Below are 16,302 nucleotides of genomic sequence, written 5' to 3' on the forward strand. Positions count from 1 at the left end.
GCTCTCTCAAATGAGGGTGATCATGAAGCAGCCTTGCGTGTACATGTTCGCCAATCGCCGCAATGGGACGATCTACACGGGCGTTACCTCCAATCCGCCGCGCCGCGCGTTCGAGCATCGCGAGGGTCTCGTGAAAGGCTTCTCCTCGAAGTACGGCTGCAAGCTCCTCGTCTGGTACGAGCTAAATGCCACCATGACCGACGCGATTACGCGCGAGAAGCAGATCAAGGCTGGCAGCCGGGCAAAGAAGCTTGCTCTGATAGAGAGCATCAATCCGGATTGGACGGATTTGTACGAGACGCTGATCTGACCTCGAGCCCGGGTGCCCGCCACATTCTCCGTCATTGCGAGCGAAGCGAAGCAATCCAGAGTCTTTCCGCGGCGACAGTCTGGATTGCTTCGTCGCAAGGGCTCCTCGCAATGACGACGGAGCGGGCGATATTGCTTGTGGGCGCCTGGGCCTGCGGCGGACAGCGGCCGGGATCGCGCGAGGGCACTCGTCATTGCGAGCGAAGCGAAGCAATCCAGAATCTTTCCGCGAAGCCAGTCTGGATTGCTTCGTCGCAAGTGCTCCTCGCAATGACGGTGTGGAGCGAGCGTCTACGACAGCCTCATATCCAGCAGCCGCCTGCCTTCGCCCTTCAGCAGCTTCTTCACCGCGCTCGACGCCACGACCTCGCCGTCATTGGCGTACGCTTCGTGGTTCTTCTCGATGTCGTCGAGGCGGTAGAGATAGTTGACCATGACGCCGGCGGATTCCCGCAGGCCCTTCGGCGAGAGGTCGCCGAGCCAGTTGATGCGTTCGAGCCGCGCGCCGTTGCCGAGATGGAAGCGGGCGACGGAGTCGATCAGCTTGCCCTTCGGCGTGCGCGCCTTGAGGAAGTAGTGCGCCGCGAGCGGCTCGATCACGGCGCGGAGCAGCGCGGTCGTCTCGGGGTTCTCGAACCATTTGGGATCGTCGAGGCGCTTGAGCACCTCGCGGTCCTCGTCCGACAGCGGCATGTCCTTGTCCTGCTTCACCCATGACATGAAGCCCGGCACCGGCGACAGCGTCACGAAAGTGTCGAGCTTCGGCGTTTCGCGGCGCAGCTCCTCGACCACCTGCTTGATCAGGAAGCTGCCGAAGGAGATGCCGCCGAGGCCGCGCTGGGTGTTGGAGATCGAATAGAACACCGCGGTGCGCGCCTTCTCTATGGGAAGGTACTGGCGATCGACGGCAAGCAGCGGCGCGATTGCGCCCGGGATCGTCTCGGTCAGCGCCACCTCGACGAAGATCAGGGGCTCGTCGACCATCGCGGGATGGAAGAAGGCGTAGCAGCGGCGGTCGACCGGATCGAGGCGGCGGCGCAGATCGTCCCAGTCGCTGATCTCGTGCACGGCTTCATAGCGGATGATCTTTTCGAGGATGTTGGCCGGGGTCGACCAGTCGATCCTGCGCAGCACGAGAAACCCCCTGTTGAACCACGAAGAGAGAAGATGCGAGACGTCGCGATCGAGCGCGGCGAGATCGGTGTGCCCGTTCATCATGCCGAGCAGGTCGGCGCGCATGTTGACGAGGTCGCCGGTGCCGCCCGGCGCGCGGTTGAGGCGGCGGATCAGCTCCTGCCGGCGCGGCTCCGAGGCGAAGTGCAGGAAGCTCGCGTCCTCGTCACTGGGCTTGGTACGCCATGCCTCGATCGCCTTCGACAGACGCTCCCGATCCGGGCCGAAATCGCGCACCAGGGCGTCGAAGAAGGCACGGCGTCCCGTCGCATCCAACTCCTGGTAGATGTCGAGCACCTCACGCGCCATGGCGGTGCCCGAAGCTTCGCCCCGGCCCGACAGCAGCGCGCCGCACAGCTCGATCAGCCCGTCGGCATCCTGTTTGGTGTCCTGGCCGTCACCGCGGCGAAGCAGCGTGCGGCCGCGCTCGGAAATCGTTGCGAGCAGGTCGGAGAAGAAGGCGTTGGCCATCTGGGCTTTCGAATCCGGTTTGTGCGATGCGGTAAGCTTACACGGGATTTAGGCGGAAGCCGATCACAATCAAGCGGAGGAATTTGGCAACTTTAGCTGGGCCGTGCGTTTCGAGAATGCTGTCATGCCCAATCTTGACCGGTTCACCCATTTGGAGAACAAGGCGGCTGCCTCACCCGCCGTCATTGCGAGCGTAACGACGCAATCCAGGGTCTTTCCGCGGCAAAAGTCTGGATTGCTTCGCTACGCTCGCAATGACGGAGGTTGGGGACCTACCCCTTCCCCGCAAACTCCTTCGGCGTCCGCCCCGTCACCTGGCGGAACGCTGCCGAAAAGGCCGGCACGCTGGCATAACCGAGCTGGGTCGCGAGCTGCTTCACCGATACACCGGCATCCGTCGACAGCCGGTGGATCGCCGCCGCGATGCGGGCGCGCTGGCACCAGCTCTTGAAGCTCAGCTGCGTCTGCGTCGAGAACAGCCGCGACAGCGTGCGGGCGGAGGTTCCGACCTCGCGCGCCAGCGTGTCGATGTCGTGCAGGCCGGTGGGATCGTCGAGCACGATCATCGCCGCGCGCCGGCAGCGCGGCTCGTGCGGCAGCGGCACGAAGGTCGCGGAATCCTCGGCCTGATGCAGTTCCAGCATCACCAGGCGCACCAGCAATTCGGTGCGTTCTTCCGTATTGCGCGCGTCGAACAGCGCCAGGATCGCCTGGTTCAGCAGCGGCGACACCCGCACCACGAACTCCTTCGTGAGTCCCTCATGGCGCTTCTGGCGCTTCAGCCAGGGCAGGTCGAAATACAGCGTGCGCATCTCGATGTCGGCGAGCAGATCGATGGCGTGCTGGAGCCCGGCCGGCACCCACACCGCGCGGTCCGGCGGCACCAGCCAGCGGCCCCCGGGCGTCGTCACCTGCATCGTGCCCTTGGCGGCATAGATCAGCTGTGCCTCGCGGTGCATGTGCGGATCGATCCGCATGCCCTTGGGATAGTCGCGGGCGACCAGATGCACGCCCGCCGGCGAGCGGTGGTTGCTCCGGACCTCCCGGAGGATTGGCGTTTCGACGACAGTCATTGGCAGCATCCCGTCATGGGGTCGACATATAACTCATTTCGGAGCAGGAGAGGATTCGCATGAACAGCCCCAGCCGGGTGATCAGCTTCGTCAACGCAGGCCATTTCATCGACCATTATGCGATGCTGATCTTCGCCGCCGCCGTGATCATCATGGGGCCGGCGCTCGGCATGGCCTATTCGGAACTGCTGCCCTACGCGACGCCCGGCTTCGTCGCCTTCGGCGCCGGCTCGCTGCTGACCGGCTGGCTCGGGGACCGCTGGAGCCGCCGCCACATGATGCTGATCTTCTTCGTCGGCATCGGCTTGTCCATGATCTCGGTCGGCTTGGTGCAGACGCAGGCGCAACTCGGCGCGGCGCTGCTCGCCATCGGCATTTTTGCCTCCATCTATCATCCGGTCGGCACCGCGATGATCGTGTCCTACGCCGACAAGCTCGGCCGCGAGATGGGATTGAACGGCGTCTGGGGCAATCTCGGCGTTGCTTCCTCCGCACTCGTCACCGGCGTGATCGGCCAGTATCTCGGCTGGCGTTTCGCCTTCATCGTCCCCGGCATCGTCACCATCCTGATCGGTATCGCGTTCGCGATGACGGTCGTGCATGAGGATCGCAAGGGCTCCAGGCAGGCGGCAGCTCAGGCGCGCGTGGCCAAGCAGGACATGTGGCGCGTGATCCTCGCGCTGCTGATCGTCGTGATCGCGATCTCGACGACGTTCAATGCCGTCACCGTCGCGCTGCCAAAGCTGTTCGCGGAGCGGCTTGCGGATCTGACCAAAAGTCCGGCGCTGCTCGGCGTCATCGCGGCCTGCGTCTACGTGTTCGGCGCGATGACGCAGTACACGATCGGCCGGCTGCTCGACCGCTACTCGCTGAAGACGGTGGCGCTGCCGCTGTCCTTCATGCTGGCGCCGTTCCTGTATCTCGCGGCGAGCCTGAACAATCTGCCGCTGATCCTGGTTTCGATCGGCATCGTCATGGGCGCGTTCGGGCAGGTCACGGTGAACGATGCAATGGTCGGCAAATACACCAGCGAGGAATGGCGCTCGCGCGCCTACGCCGTGCGCTATTTCATCGGCTTCACCGCCGCCGGCGCCTCGGTCGGCCTGGTCGCCTGGCTCTACGAGCAGGGCGGCTTCGTCACCATGCTGCATGCCTTTGCCGGTCTCTGCCTGCTGGCGATCGCGGCGGCGATCATCCTCCCGCGCGAGATCAGGACGCCGCAGGCGGCGTGATCTCGTCATTGCGAGCGTAGCGAAGCAATCCAGACTGTCTCCGCGGAAGGACTCTGGATTGCTTCGCGGAGCCTGTCATCGGGCCGCGCGTTCGCGCGGACCCGTTGGCTCGCAATCACGGAGAAGCTCGCAATGGCGGGGAGACGGCGTGCGTTGCGCCACGTCACGTATGCCGCCGATGATGCCAGTATGCCGGTGTTTTGCCCGACGGAGCAAGTAATTTCGGTAAGACCGAAATTTTCAAGCTTTTTCAACCCCGTCTCTACTGTGCATGGGGTTGTTTTCGACTTTTCTGTTGGAGGGAACTCCCTCTGCCTCCCGCGGGTTCTGTCCCTGTCGCCGCCGGCACCTCGTCGCGGCGAATGAAGGGGGAAAGACACCTGCATGCAGTGGCGCCTGTTCCGACCGGTCGGTCTTGTCCCCGCGGCGCTTGTCCTCACCACCATTGCGGCCAGTGCCGAGGGCGGCAAATCCGCCGGCCCGTCCGAATTCCTGCTGGTGGCGCAGATCGTGCTGCTGATCGCGGTCGGCCGCGGCCTTGGCGAGATCATGCAGCGCATCGGCCAGCCCTCGGTGATCGGCGAATTGCTCGCCGGCATCATCCTCGGGCCGTCGCTGTTCGGCTGGATCTGGCCGGAGGCGCAGCACGCGATCTTTCCCAAGACGCCCGAGCAGAAGGCGATGATCGACGGCATCGCCCAGTTCGGCATCCTGCTGCTGTTGCTGCTCACCGGCATGGAGACCGACCTGAAGCTGGTCAGGAAGGTCGGCAAGGCGGCGATCGCGATCTCGATCGCCGGCATCCTCGTGCCCTTTGCCTGCGGCTTCGCGCTGGGCGAGTTCCTGCCCGATGCGCTGCTGCCCCAACCGGAGCAGCGCCTGGTGGCCTCGCTGTTCATGGGCACGGCGCTGTCGATCTCCTCGGTGAAGATCGTCGCCGTGGTCGTGCGAGAGATGAACTTCATGCGCCGCAATGTCGGCCAGATCATCGTCGCTACCGCCGTGATCGACGACACCATCGGCTGGATCATCATCGCGGTCATCTTCAGCCTGGCCTCGCACGGGGCGCTGGATATCGCCTCGGTGGCGAAAGCCGTGCTGGGCACGCTCGCCTTCCTCGCCATCAGCTTCACCATCGGCCGCAGGCTGGTGTTCCAGCTGATCCGCTGGGCCAACGACAACCTCGTCAGCACGGCGCCTGTCATCACCGTGATCCTGCTGCTGATGAGCGGCATGGCGCTGATCACGCACCTGATCGGCGTCCACACCGTGCTCGGCGCCTTCGTCGCCGGCATTCTGGTCGGCGAATCCCCGATCCTGACGCGGCAGATCGACGAGCGCCTGCGCGGATTGATCTCGAGCTTCTTCATGCCGGTGTTCTTCGGCCTTGCCGGGCTCAGCGCCGATCTCTCGGTGCTGCGCGACCCCAATCTGCTGATGCTCACCGGCCTGCTGGTCGTGATCGCCAGCGTCGGCAAGTTCGGCGGCGCCTTCGTCGGCGGCACCTTGGGGGGCCTGAGCACCAGGGAATCGCTGGCGCTGGCGAGCGGGATGAACGCGCGCGGCTCGACCGAGGTCATCATCGCGACCATTGGCCTCTCCATCGGCGTGCTCAGCCAGAACCTGTTCACGATGATCGTGACCATGGCGATCGTGACCACGATGGCGATGCCGCCGATGCTGCGCGCCGCGCTGGCAAAGCTGCCGATGAACAAGGAGGAGAAGGAACGGCTGGAGCGGGAAGAATTCGAGAAGCGCGGCTTCGTCGCCAATCTCGAGCGTCCCCTGCTGGCGGTGGACGAGAGCGTCAACGCCACCTTCGCAGCCCACATCGCCGGCCTGATCGCCGGCATGCGCGGCCTGCCGATCACGGTGCTGCATGTCGGCCAGCGCGCCAAGGATCAGGAGAAGGCCCGCGGCGAGGAGAAGAGCCACGAGGTCGTGGTGAAGAAGGCCGCCGACACCGTCTCCGCAAATGGCGACGGCGATGCCGGCAGCGTCGATGTCACGACCCGGGTTCGCAAGTCCGGGCTCGGCGAGGCGATCGGCGACGAGGCGAAAAAGGGCTTCGATCTCCTGGTCGTCGGCGTCGACAGGGTCACCGCGACCAACGAGCGCTTCGATCGCAAGATCGAGGACATCGCGGCGGAGTTCGAGGGGGCGCTCGCGATCGTGGCGGCCAAGGGCAAGCACCTGAAGCAACCGATGCCCGACGCTCTCAACATCCTCGTCCCGGTCTCGGGCAGCGGCGTCTCCAAGCGCGGCGCCGAGGTCGCGGTCGCGCTGGCGCAGGCCGGATCAGGCTCGCTCCGCGTGATCTACGTGGCGACGACGCGGGACAAGGGCGCGCAGCGCGGCGCGTCCCGCGGGCTGAGCCAGGAGGAGGGAATCCTGAAAGACACCAGCGACCTCGCCGCCCGCTACGACGTCGACATCACCACGACGTTGCGCGTGAACAGGGCACCGGAAGCCGCGATCCTGCGCGAGATCGACACAACGGATATCGATCTCGTGGTGATGGGCGTCGATCGCATCCAGGGCGACCATCTCTCATTCGGCGGCGTCGCCGACGCCGTGCTGCGGCAGTCGAAGGTCTCGGTGCTGCTGGTCTCGAGCGGCGAGGCGCGGCGATCGCCGGCGGAGAGTGCCTAGGACTTCACCTCCGCGGCCGGTTGTGCCACCTGCGTCTTTGCCACCTTCTTCGACGCGCGCCAGTTCTCGAAGCGCTGCACCACCACGAAGAAGGCCGGCACGAACAGCACCGCGAGGCAGGTCGAGGCCAGCATGCCCGAGAACACCGTGATGCCGATCGATTTGCGGGCGCTGGCGCCGGCACCGGTCGCGATCACCAGCGGCACCACGCCGAGGATGAAGGCGAACGACGTCATCAGGATCGGGCGGAAGCGGGCGCGGGCCGCCTCGATCGCGGCTTCCAGCACCGGCTTGCCGTCGCGGCCGTGCAGCTCTAGGCCCACCTCCACGATCAGGATGGCGTTCTTGGCCGAGAGCGCGATCAGCAGGATCAGGCCGATCTGGCAATAGAGGTTGTTGTCGATCTTCAGGCCGTTGAGGATCAGCATGGGTCCGATCAGCGACAGCGGCACGGCGAGGATCACCGAGATCGGCGCGTACCAGCTCTCGTACTGGCCGGCGAGCACGAGATAGACCAGCAGCATGGCGAGGCCGAACACCCAGTAGATCTGGTTCGAGACCGCCTTCTCCTGATAGGACATCGCGGTCCATTCGTAGCCGGTGCCCGGCGGCAGCGTCTTGTCCGCGATCTCTTCCATCAGCTTCAGCGACTGGCCGGACGAATAGCCCTGCGCCGGCAGGCCGATGACGGTCGAGGAGGGATAGAGATTGTAGAGGCTGATCAGCGACGGACCGGTGGCCGGCGTGATCGTGGCGACGGTGCCGATCGGGATCATGTCGCCGTTCGAGTTGCGTACCTGCATGTTGGCGATGTCGCGCTCGGTGACGCGGAAGGCGGGATCGGCCTGGGTGTAGACCTGGAATACGCGGCCGAACTTGTTGAACTGGTTGACGTAGGACGAGCCGAGATAGGTCGACAGCGCCGCGAACACCTGATCGGTGGTGACGTGCAGGGTCTGGGTCTTGATGCGGTCGATCTCGACGTTGAATTGCGGCACCGACGAGCGGAACGAGGACTGCACGCGCTGCAGCGCGCTCTGGCTCTGTCCGTTGGAGACCATCGCGCCGGTGATCGCTTGCAGCTTGGCGAAATCACTGTTGCCGTCGCGCAGCTCGACCTGCATCGAGAAGCCGGCGGCGTTGCCGATGCCCTGGATCGGCGGCGGCGGCAGCACCAGCGTGCGCGCCTCCATGATGGCCGCGAGCTTGTCGTTCAGCCCGTACACCAGCGAGCGCAGATCCTCGCCCGGTCCCTTGCGCGCCTCCCAGTCCTTCAGGATGATGTAGGCGACGCCGGCATTGGCAAGGCTGGCGCTGTTGTCGAGCGCGGAGATGCCGGCGATGGTGATGACCTGCTGGACTCCGGGCGCCTCCTTGATCAGCTCGCTCGCTCTGTCGAGCACCTTCTGGGTCCGCTCCAGCGCGGCGCCGTCGGGCAGCTGCACGGCGGCGATCAGATAGCCCTGGTCCTCGATCGGCAGGAAGCCGGTCGGCACCCGCGACAGGCCGTAGCCGCCGATTACGATCAGCACCAGCGCGAACGCGACCGAGATCGTGCTGTTCCTGCACAGCACGCCAATGAGCCGCGTGTAACCCCGCTCGACGCGGTTATAGACCGCGTTGAAGCCGCGGTAGAAGAAGTTGCGCCGCTCCGGCGGCACCGTAGGCCGCAGCCACAGCGCGCATTGCGTCGGCTTCAGCGTGGCCGCGTTGATGGCAGACAAAAGCGCGGTTGCGGCGATCACCAGCGCGAATTGCGAATAGATGCGCCCCGTCAGGCCGGCGAGGAACGAGGCCGGCAGGAACACCGAGATCAGCACCAGCGTGATGCCGACGATCGGCGCGAACAGCTGGTCCATCGCCTTGATCGCGGCGTCGTGGCCGTTCATGCCCTGCTCGATGTTGTGAGCGGCGCCTTCCACCACGACGATGGCGTCGTCGACGACGATGCCGATCGCCAGCACGATCGCGAACAGCGTCGACATGTTGATGGTGAAGCCGAGCGCCGCCATCGCGGCGAATGCGCCGATGATGGTGACCGGCACCGTGGTTGCCGGCACCAGCATGGCACGCCAGTCCTGCAGGAACACCAGGATCACGACCAGCACCAGGAGGCCGGCCTCGATCAGCGTCATGTAGACCTCGTGCACCGAGGCCTGCACGAACTTCGTGGTGTCGAACGGCGTATCGTACTTCATGCCTTGCGGGAACGCCTTTGCGAGCTCCGCCATCTTCTTTTCGACGGCCTGCTCGACCTGGAGTGCGTTGGCGCCCGGCGACTGGAACACGCCGATGCCGGTGGCGGGCTGCTTGTTCAGCGAGAAGATCTGGCTGTAGGTCTGCGCGCCGAGCTCGACCCAGCCGACGTCGCGCACCCGCGTGACGTCGCCGCTGGTGCCCGACTTCACGATGATGTTCTCGAACTCGCTGGTGTCGTCGAGCCGGCCGTTCACATTGAGCGTGTACTGGAACGCCTGGCCCGGCGGCGTCGGCGGCGCGCCGACCTGGCCGGCGGCGACCTGCTGGCTCTGCTGCTGGATCGCCTGGATGACGTCCTGCGGCACGAGGCCCCGGACCTGCAGCTTGTTCGGATCGAGCCACACCCGCATCGAATACTGGCCCGCGCCGAACACCGTGACGTTGCCGACGCCGGGCAGGCGGGAGAGCTCGTCGCGGATGTTGATGGTGGCGTAGTTGCTCAAGTAAAGGCTGTCGAACCTGGAGTCCGGCGAGGTCAGGGTCACGAACAGCAGGATCGAGGTCGACCGTTTCTGCACGGTGACGCCTTGATTCTGCACCGAGGTCGGTAGTTGCGACAGCGCGCTGGAGACGCGGTTCTGCACCAGCACCTGCGCGAAGTTGAGGTCGGTGCCGATCTTGAAGGTCACCGTCAGCGTGTAGGTGCCGTCGGAGCCGCTGTAGGACTGCATGTAAAGCATGTCCTCGACGCCGTTGACCTGCTGCTCGATCGGCAAGGCAACCGTGTCGATCACGGTCTTGGCGCTGGCGCCGGGATAGCGCGTCGTCACCTGCACGGTCGGCGGCACGACGTCGGGATATTGCGCGACGGCGAGATTGAACAGCGCGACGCCGCCGATCAGGATCATCAGCAGCGCGATGACGTTCGAGAGGACCGGCCGCTCGATGAAGAACTTTGAGATCATGGCTGGCGCTCCCTACTTGGCAGACGCCTGCGGCTGCTCGATCTTCGTCACCTGCGGGTCGATCTTCTGGCCCGGGATAACCCGCAGCAACCCTGCGATCACGACGCTGTCGTCGGGTTTGAGGCCGCTTTCGATCACGCGCAGGCCGTTGTCGACGGGGCCGATCTGGACCTTGCGCTGCTCGACGATGTTGTCGCTGCCAACGACGAGGAGATAGCGGCCGCCCTGGTCGCTGCCGAGTGCGGTGTCGGGAACGAGCAGGGCGTCCTTCTCCTGGGTGAACGGCACGCGGACGCGGACGAAATAGCCGGGCAGCAGCACCCGCTTGTCGTTGGGCACGAGGCCGCGCACCGCGAGCGTGCCGGTCGACTGGGTGAGGGTCGGCGCGACGTAGTCGAGCTTGCCCTCATGTGGATAGCCGGCTTCGGTCTGCAGGCCGACTTGAATCGGGAATTGCTTCATGTCGGCGGCGGTCAATCCGCGTCGGGCGGCCTCGGCGCGGATGCGCAGCACGTCTTGCTCGTTGACGGTGAAGTTCACATAGATCGGGTCCATCGCAACGATGGAGGCGAGCTGGGTCGGGGAGGAGACGCCGACGAGCTCGCCGACCGAGACCATGTGAGCGCTGACGATGCCATCGAAAGGCGCGGTCACGTTGGTGTAGCCGTAGTTTACCTGGGCGAGCCTGGTGTTGGCCTGGGCCTGCTGGAGATTGGCCTGCGCGTTGTCGCGGGTGGATGTCGAGGTATCGAGCGTGGCCTGCGACACCGCCTGGCGCTGCACCAGATCGCTTTGTCGCTTGAAATCGGCTTCGGCCTGCCGGACCGAGGCCTGCGCGCCGGCCTCGGCCGCCTGCGCCTGCTCGAGCTTGACCTTGTAAGTCTCCGGCTCGATGGTGAACAGCTGGGTGCCCTGCTTGACGAAGGTGCCGTCCTGATAGTCGATCGATTGCAGGAAGCCCTGCACGCGCGCGACGAGATCGACGCTCTTGATCGGCGCGGTGTTGCCGGTGGCCTCGACATAGCGCGTCACCGGGCGTTGCACCGGCGTTGCGACGTCCACCTTGGGCGGTGGCGGGGCCACGAAGCTGTTCTTCTCCTCGCAGCCGGCAAGCGCCGCCAAGGCCATCGCGGCGGCGAGCGCCCGCCCGACACCTCTCCACGCTCCGTTGCGCCGTGCGGGAGATGCGGGATTCGCGCAGGTCATTCGGTGGCCCCCGATTATTGTCTGTCGGTGCGGCAGGCTATCAACAAATGTCCTGCCGTGGAACACCATAGCCATGGCGGTCAGCGGCCTTGCACTGCAAACAGCGCTGTGGCCTTTGACAGTTTTGTCACGACAAACCGCTTTTCATCGTGCGCACGATCGACCAGAATTGTGTCAAAGGCCGAGCGACGGCGCGCGGCGCGGTCGGGACGAAGAAGAGAAGAAAAAGAAGAGACTCAGAAGAAACGAAGAAGAAAAGGTCAGGAGATTATGGCATGCCAAGGTCGCTCCCGTCGGCTCTCGCCGGCCTCGTTCTCGCAGCGTTGGTCGCCATGCCTGCGCTAGCGGACGGTTTGAAGGAGGAGATCGCGCCGACCGGCAGGCTCCGGGTCGCGATTGCGATCAGCCCGGCGGGCGGAGCGTTCTGGTCGACCAAGACCGAAGCCGGCTATGCCGGCGTCCCCGTCGATCTCGGCCGGGAGATGGCGGCCCAGCTCGGCGTCGCCGTCGAATATGTCGTGCACCAGAATTCCGGTCAGATCACCGATGCGGCGTCGAAGGGGACCTGGGACGTCACCTGGCTCCCCAAGGATCCCGAGCGCGAGACCATGATGATGTTTGGCCCGGTCTACGAGGTTGCGGACGCCACCTACATCGTCAAGGCCGGTTCGAGCGTTACCAACTTTGCCACGCTCGACCAGGCGGGCATCAAGGTCGCGGCCGTCAACGCCACCACCACCATGCGTGGCGCGATCGCGCATTTGAAGAATGCGAAAGTTACGGGCTATCAGACCTATGACGAGATCTTCGGTCTCCTGAAGAGCGGCGAGATCGATGCCTTCGCCCTGTCGCGCGACCAGCTCAACAAGATGGCGCAGAAGATTCCCGGCACACGGGTGCTGGACGAGACGTTCAAGAAGACGGTGACGGCCGTCGCCGTGCCGCTCGGCCATCCGCAGGCGCTGAGCTTCGTCACCAGGTTCATGAACGAGGCGACGACGAACGGCACCTTGCGCAAGGCCTATGACAATAACGGCCTGAAGGACGCGCCGATCCGCATCGAGTAGGGCAGCAGCCTCGGGTAAAGCGCCCATATCGAAAAAAATGTCTGAACAACTGCGCAAAGTGTCTCTTGCGTCAAACTGACACAGCTCTGTCATCGCGCGCCATTAACGTCCCGAGGGTCGGTGTCAATCTTTCGGGGCAACACAACAATGAAATCCAGATTTCTGACGACGGCCGCGATTTTCGCGGCCGCGACTGCACTCGCGTGCGCCATGCCGGTGCTCGCGGGCGATTTCGGTCGGGACCGGGATCATGATCATGACCAGGATCATCATCGCCATCCACATGGCATCCACACCGAGACGCCGATCAAGCATCTCGTGATCATCTTCAACGAGAACCGCTCGTTCGACCACTACTTCGCGACCTATCCGAACGCGGCCAATCCGTCCGGTTCGATTCCCTTCGCGCCGAAGCCGCATACGCCGAAGGTCAACAACCTCGTCACGGCGAACCTGCTGGTCAACAACCCCAACAACAGCCCGGCCAACGGCACCGCCGCGACGGATCCGTTCCGCCTCGACCGCACCCAGGCCAATACGCGCTCGCAGAACCATTCCTACACGCCCGAGCAGCAGGCCGTGGACAACGGCAAGGAAGACCTATTCCCGAAATTCACCGGTCGCGGCACCGCCGGCGGCGCCGGCGCCTTCGGCACCAACGGCCAGGTGATGGGCTATTTCGACGGCAACACCATCACCGCCCTCTGGAACTACGCCCAGCACTTCTCGATGAGCGACAATGCCTGGACCGACACCTTCGGCCCGTCGACGCCGGGCATGCTCGAAGTGATCTCCGGTCAGACCAACGGCGTGCAGAACATCGTCGGCACGTCAGCGTCGATCGCCGACGGCCAGGGCGGCCTGACGCTGATCGGCGACACCGATCCGGGCAACGATCCCTGCTCGAGCAAGACCAGCACGATCCTGATGGACGGCAAGAACATCGGCGACCTGCTCAATGCCGAGCACATCAGCTGGGGCAGCTTCATGGGCGGCTTCGACCTGACGCTCAAGAACGCCAATGGCACCACCGGTTGCGGCCGAAGCACGTTCTCCAGCAACGTCAACGGCAGCATCGTCGACTACATTCCGCACCACGCCTGGTTCCAGTACTACAAGTCGACCGCCAATCCGAACCATGCGCGGCCAAGCTCCGTGCGTGCGATCGGCCACACCCATGACTTCAACGGCAACGTCGATCCGGCCAACCACGGCTACGATCTCGAGGACTTCTACGCTGCGGTGAAGGCCGGCAATTTCCCGGCCGTGTCATACATCAAGATGCCGGCCTTCCAGGACGGTCATGCCGGCAACTCCGATCCGCTCGACGAGCAGGTCGGCAATGTCGAACTGATCAATTTCCTGCAGAGGCAGCCGGAATGGCGCGAGACCGCGGTCATCATCACTTATGACGATTCCGACGGCTGGTACGACCATCAATACGTCGCGCCGAAGAGCGCGTCCTACGACCCGACGGCCGATCAGGTCAACGGTCCGGGCCTGTGCGGCCTGGGTGCGCAGAAGCAGCCGGCACCGAAGGGCCTTGGCGGCAAACCGGTGAACGGCCGCTGCGGTCCGGGTACGCGCATTCCCTTCATCGTGGTCTCGCCCTATGCGAGGTCGAATTTCGTCAGCCACACCTACATCTCCCAGGCCTCCGTGGTGCGGTTCATCGAGGACAATTGGCTGCATGGCCAGCGTCTCGGCGGCGGCTCGTTCGACGCCAGCTCTGGCTCGATCGTGGACCTGTTCGACTTCGATCATGATCACAGCCATGACCTCCGGACGGATGCGCTGTTCCTCGACCCGACCTCGGGCACGGTGATCACCAGCCCGCCAGACGAGCACCATCATTACTAGTCCAACGGGACGCTTTATGAACAGCCGCACCATGTGGCTTCTCGGCGCCGGCCTGCTCTGTCTGGCCGGCGCCGTCTTTGCTGTCGAGACGCAAGGATTCGCGGAGGCGATTCCTGCCGGCGCGAATCCCAACCCGGTCCGCCTCATGCGCCCGCCGGTCGCGCCGTTGTCGGCGATGGCACAGCTTGGCAAGGAGATCTTCTACGACGCCTCGCTGTCCTCGTCAGGCGCGCTGTCATGCGCCTCCTGCCACAGCCCGGATCACGCCTACGGTCCGCCCAATGACGGACCAGTCATGCTCGGCGGCGCGGCCCTGTCGCGGCAGGGCGCGCGCGCGGTGCCGTCGTTGACCTATCTCGATCGCCATCCGAATTTCAGCATCGGCCCCGACAAGGGCGATGACGACAACGTCATCGATCTCGCGCAGATGGCAGCAATCGGCCAGCAGGCGGCGCGCACGACGAAAACCGCGGGCGGCACCGGCGCGTCCGCGAACATCGTGCCGCAAGGCGGCCTGTTCTGGGACGGTCGCGCCGACACGCTGCAGGATCAGGCGCTGTTTCCGCTGCTCGACCGCAACGAGATGGACGGCGGCAGCGCCGAGATCGTCGCCGACAAGCTGCGCCATGCGTCTTATGTGCAGCGCTTCGTCGAGCTGTTCGGAGCGGGTGTGCTCAAAAATCAGCGACTCCTGATCGCGGAGGCGATGTTTGCGGTGGCGCGCTATCAGGTGGAGGAGCCGAACTTCCATCCTTACACCAGCAAGTACGATCATTGGCTCGAGGGCAAGGCGCGGCTGTCCGAGAGCGAGCTGCGCGGCCTGCAATTGTTCAACGACCCCGACAAGGCCAATTGTGCCGGCTGCCATACCTCGGCGCCGACGCGCGACGGACTGCCGCCGCTGTTCACGGATCACCAGTACGAGGCGCTCGGCGCGCCGCGCAATGCCGCGCTCGCGGGCAATCGCGATCCCGATTACTTCGACCTGGGCGTCTGCGGTCCGCATCGCACGGACATTGCCGAGCAGACGCAGTATTGCGGCATGTTCCTGACGCCGACGCTGCGCAACACGGCCACGCGCCACGCCTTCTTCCACAACGGTGTCTTCCATACCCTCGAGCAGGTGCTCGACTTCTATAATTTCCGCGACACAAATCCGGAGAAAGTCTTTCCGCGCGCGGCCGAGGGCACGGTTCAGAAGTACAACGATCTGCCGCAAAAATATCACGCCAATGTCGATGTCACCGATCCGCCGTTCGACCGTCACCCCGGCGACAAGCCGGCGATGACGGAGCAGGACGAAGCCGACATCATCGCGTTCCTGAAGACGCTGACGGACGGCAACAAGCCGGAGAACTAGGCCGCGGACTCATTAAGACGCAGCCGTAGCCTGATTGACGCAAGTTGAACGAAGGCGAGGTAGTTTTCGGCCAGCCTGTCGCAGCGCGTCGCCACCCGACGACATTGTTTGATCTTGTTGAAGAACCGCTCGACACGGTTGCTCTCTAATCCAGTCGGCGTCATAGCCACGGTCGGCAAGCAGTATTGACCCGGATTTAAGGCGAGACAGCAGTTTTCCGGCAAGCCGAACGTCGTGGGCCTCGCCGGGGCTCAGCGCCAGCCGTACCGGTGGACCATTGCTATCGACTACAGCATGAATTTTGCTCGTCAAGCCGCCGCGTGATCTTCCCATCGATTGGCGCTGGTTACTTGTGACGCACGCTCCATGCTGATGCACGCGGACAATGGAGGTGTCGATCATCTGAACAGCGTCATCATGGGCAGAAGCAAGTACGTCCATGATGCGGCCCCAGACACCAGTCCGCCGCCAGCGTACGAAGCGGTTGTAACACGTGGTGTATGGCCCCAACGCTTCGGGCAGATCACGCCATGGTGCTCCGAATCGCAGGACCCAGAAGATGCCATTAAGAATACGACGGTCGCTTACCCCAGGAACGCCGCGCGGCTTGTTCGGCAGCATCGGCTTGATGGCAACCCATTCATAGTCGGCGAGTTCGTAGCGCATGATTCGAGCTCCCCAATTTGGGAGTTTGAATCACAGGGGTCCAGCCGAACGCAATGCCACTCACCTAAC

10 protein-coding genes and 1 pseudogene are annotated in these 16,302 nt (G+C 64.3%); 6 read left to right on the top strand and 5 right to left on the bottom strand.

Annotated elements, in window-relative coordinates:
- The first annotated feature begins 22 nt into the window (after positions 1-22).
- On the top strand, positions 23-310 hold the full coding sequence (locus OC450_RS01660; protein WP_211384375.1) for a GIY-YIG nuclease family protein: 288 nt from the start codon (positions 23-25) through the stop codon (positions 308-310).
- A 290-nt stretch (positions 311-600) separates the two neighbouring features.
- Here the strand turns inward: OC450_RS01660 and OC450_RS01665 are convergent, their stop codons facing one another.
- Together OC450_RS01665 and OC450_RS01670 are read right to left on the bottom strand one after the other, a co-directional pair.
- Positions 601-1,953: a malonyl-CoA decarboxylase gene (locus OC450_RS01665; protein ID WP_211384376.1), complete on the bottom strand. Its 1,353-nt coding sequence runs from the start codon at positions 1,951-1,953 to the stop codon at positions 601-603.
- Positions 1,954-2,225: 272 nt separating this feature from the next.
- Positions 2,226-3,026: an AraC family transcriptional regulator gene (locus tag OC450_RS01670; RefSeq protein ID WP_262047049.1), complete on the bottom strand. Its 801-nt coding sequence runs from the start codon at positions 3,024-3,026 to the stop codon at positions 2,226-2,228.
- Between the two features lie 59 nt (positions 3,027-3,085).
- Here OC450_RS01670 and OC450_RS01675 point away from each other — a divergent pair, with 59 nt between their 5' ends.
- Entirely contained in the window at positions 3,086-4,258 is a 1,173-nt protein-coding gene (locus tag OC450_RS01675) for an MFS transporter (RefSeq protein ID WP_256805922.1), read from the top strand.
- 384 nt (positions 4,259-4,642) lie between these two features.
- The gene (locus OC450_RS01680; protein ID WP_211384379.1) at positions 4,643-6,910 is read left to right on the top strand and encodes a cation:proton antiporter; all 2,268 of its coding nucleotides are present in this window, start codon (positions 4,643-4,645) and stop codon (positions 6,908-6,910) included.
- Here OC450_RS01680 and OC450_RS01685 read toward each other — a convergent pair.
- Complete coding sequence (locus tag OC450_RS01685) at positions 6,907-10,074, bottom strand: efflux RND transporter permease subunit (protein WP_262047050.1); 3,168 nt, start codon at positions 10,072-10,074, stop codon at positions 6,907-6,909. The two genes, OC450_RS01680 and OC450_RS01685, sit on opposite strands and share 4 nt — an antisense overlap.
- Positions 10,075-10,086: 12 nt before the next feature.
- Positions 10,087-11,280, bottom strand: coding sequence for an efflux RND transporter periplasmic adaptor subunit (locus OC450_RS01690; protein ID WP_211384381.1), 1,194 nt, complete (start codon positions 11,278-11,280; stop codon positions 10,087-10,089).
- Positions 11,281-11,555: 275 nt separating this feature from the next.
- Here OC450_RS01690 and OC450_RS01695 point away from each other — a divergent pair, with 275 nt between their 5' ends.
- The 3 genes from OC450_RS01695 to OC450_RS01705 all read left to right on the top strand — a co-directional run bounded on the left by OC450_RS01695 (position 11,556) and on the right by OC450_RS01705 (position 15,567).
- Complete coding sequence (locus tag OC450_RS01695; RefSeq protein ID WP_262047051.1) at positions 11,556-12,347, top strand: ABC transporter substrate-binding protein; 792 nt, start codon at positions 11,556-11,558, stop codon at positions 12,345-12,347.
- Between the two features lie 147 nt (positions 12,348-12,494).
- A complete protein-coding gene (locus OC450_RS01700) occupies positions 12,495-14,207 on the top strand; it encodes a phospholipase C (RefSeq protein WP_262047052.1) in 1,713 nt (570 codons plus the stop codon).
- Positions 14,208-14,223: 16 nt separating this feature from the next.
- Positions 14,224-15,567, top strand: a complete 1,344-nt coding sequence (locus OC450_RS01705; protein ID WP_211384384.1) for a cytochrome-c peroxidase — start codon at positions 14,224-14,226, stop codon at positions 15,565-15,567.
- Here OC450_RS01705 and OC450_RS01710 read toward each other — a convergent pair.
- A pseudogene (locus OC450_RS01710) lies at positions 15,564-16,233 on the bottom strand (IS5 family transposase). The gene OC450_RS01705 and the pseudogene OC450_RS01710 sit on opposite strands and share 4 nt — an antisense overlap.
- Positions 16,234-16,302 lie beyond the last annotated feature (69 nt).

The organism is Bradyrhizobium sp. Bra78 (assembly GCF_024519855.1).
Classification (GTDB): Bacteria; Pseudomonadota; Alphaproteobacteria; order Rhizobiales; family Xanthobacteraceae; genus Bradyrhizobium; species Bradyrhizobium japonicum_G.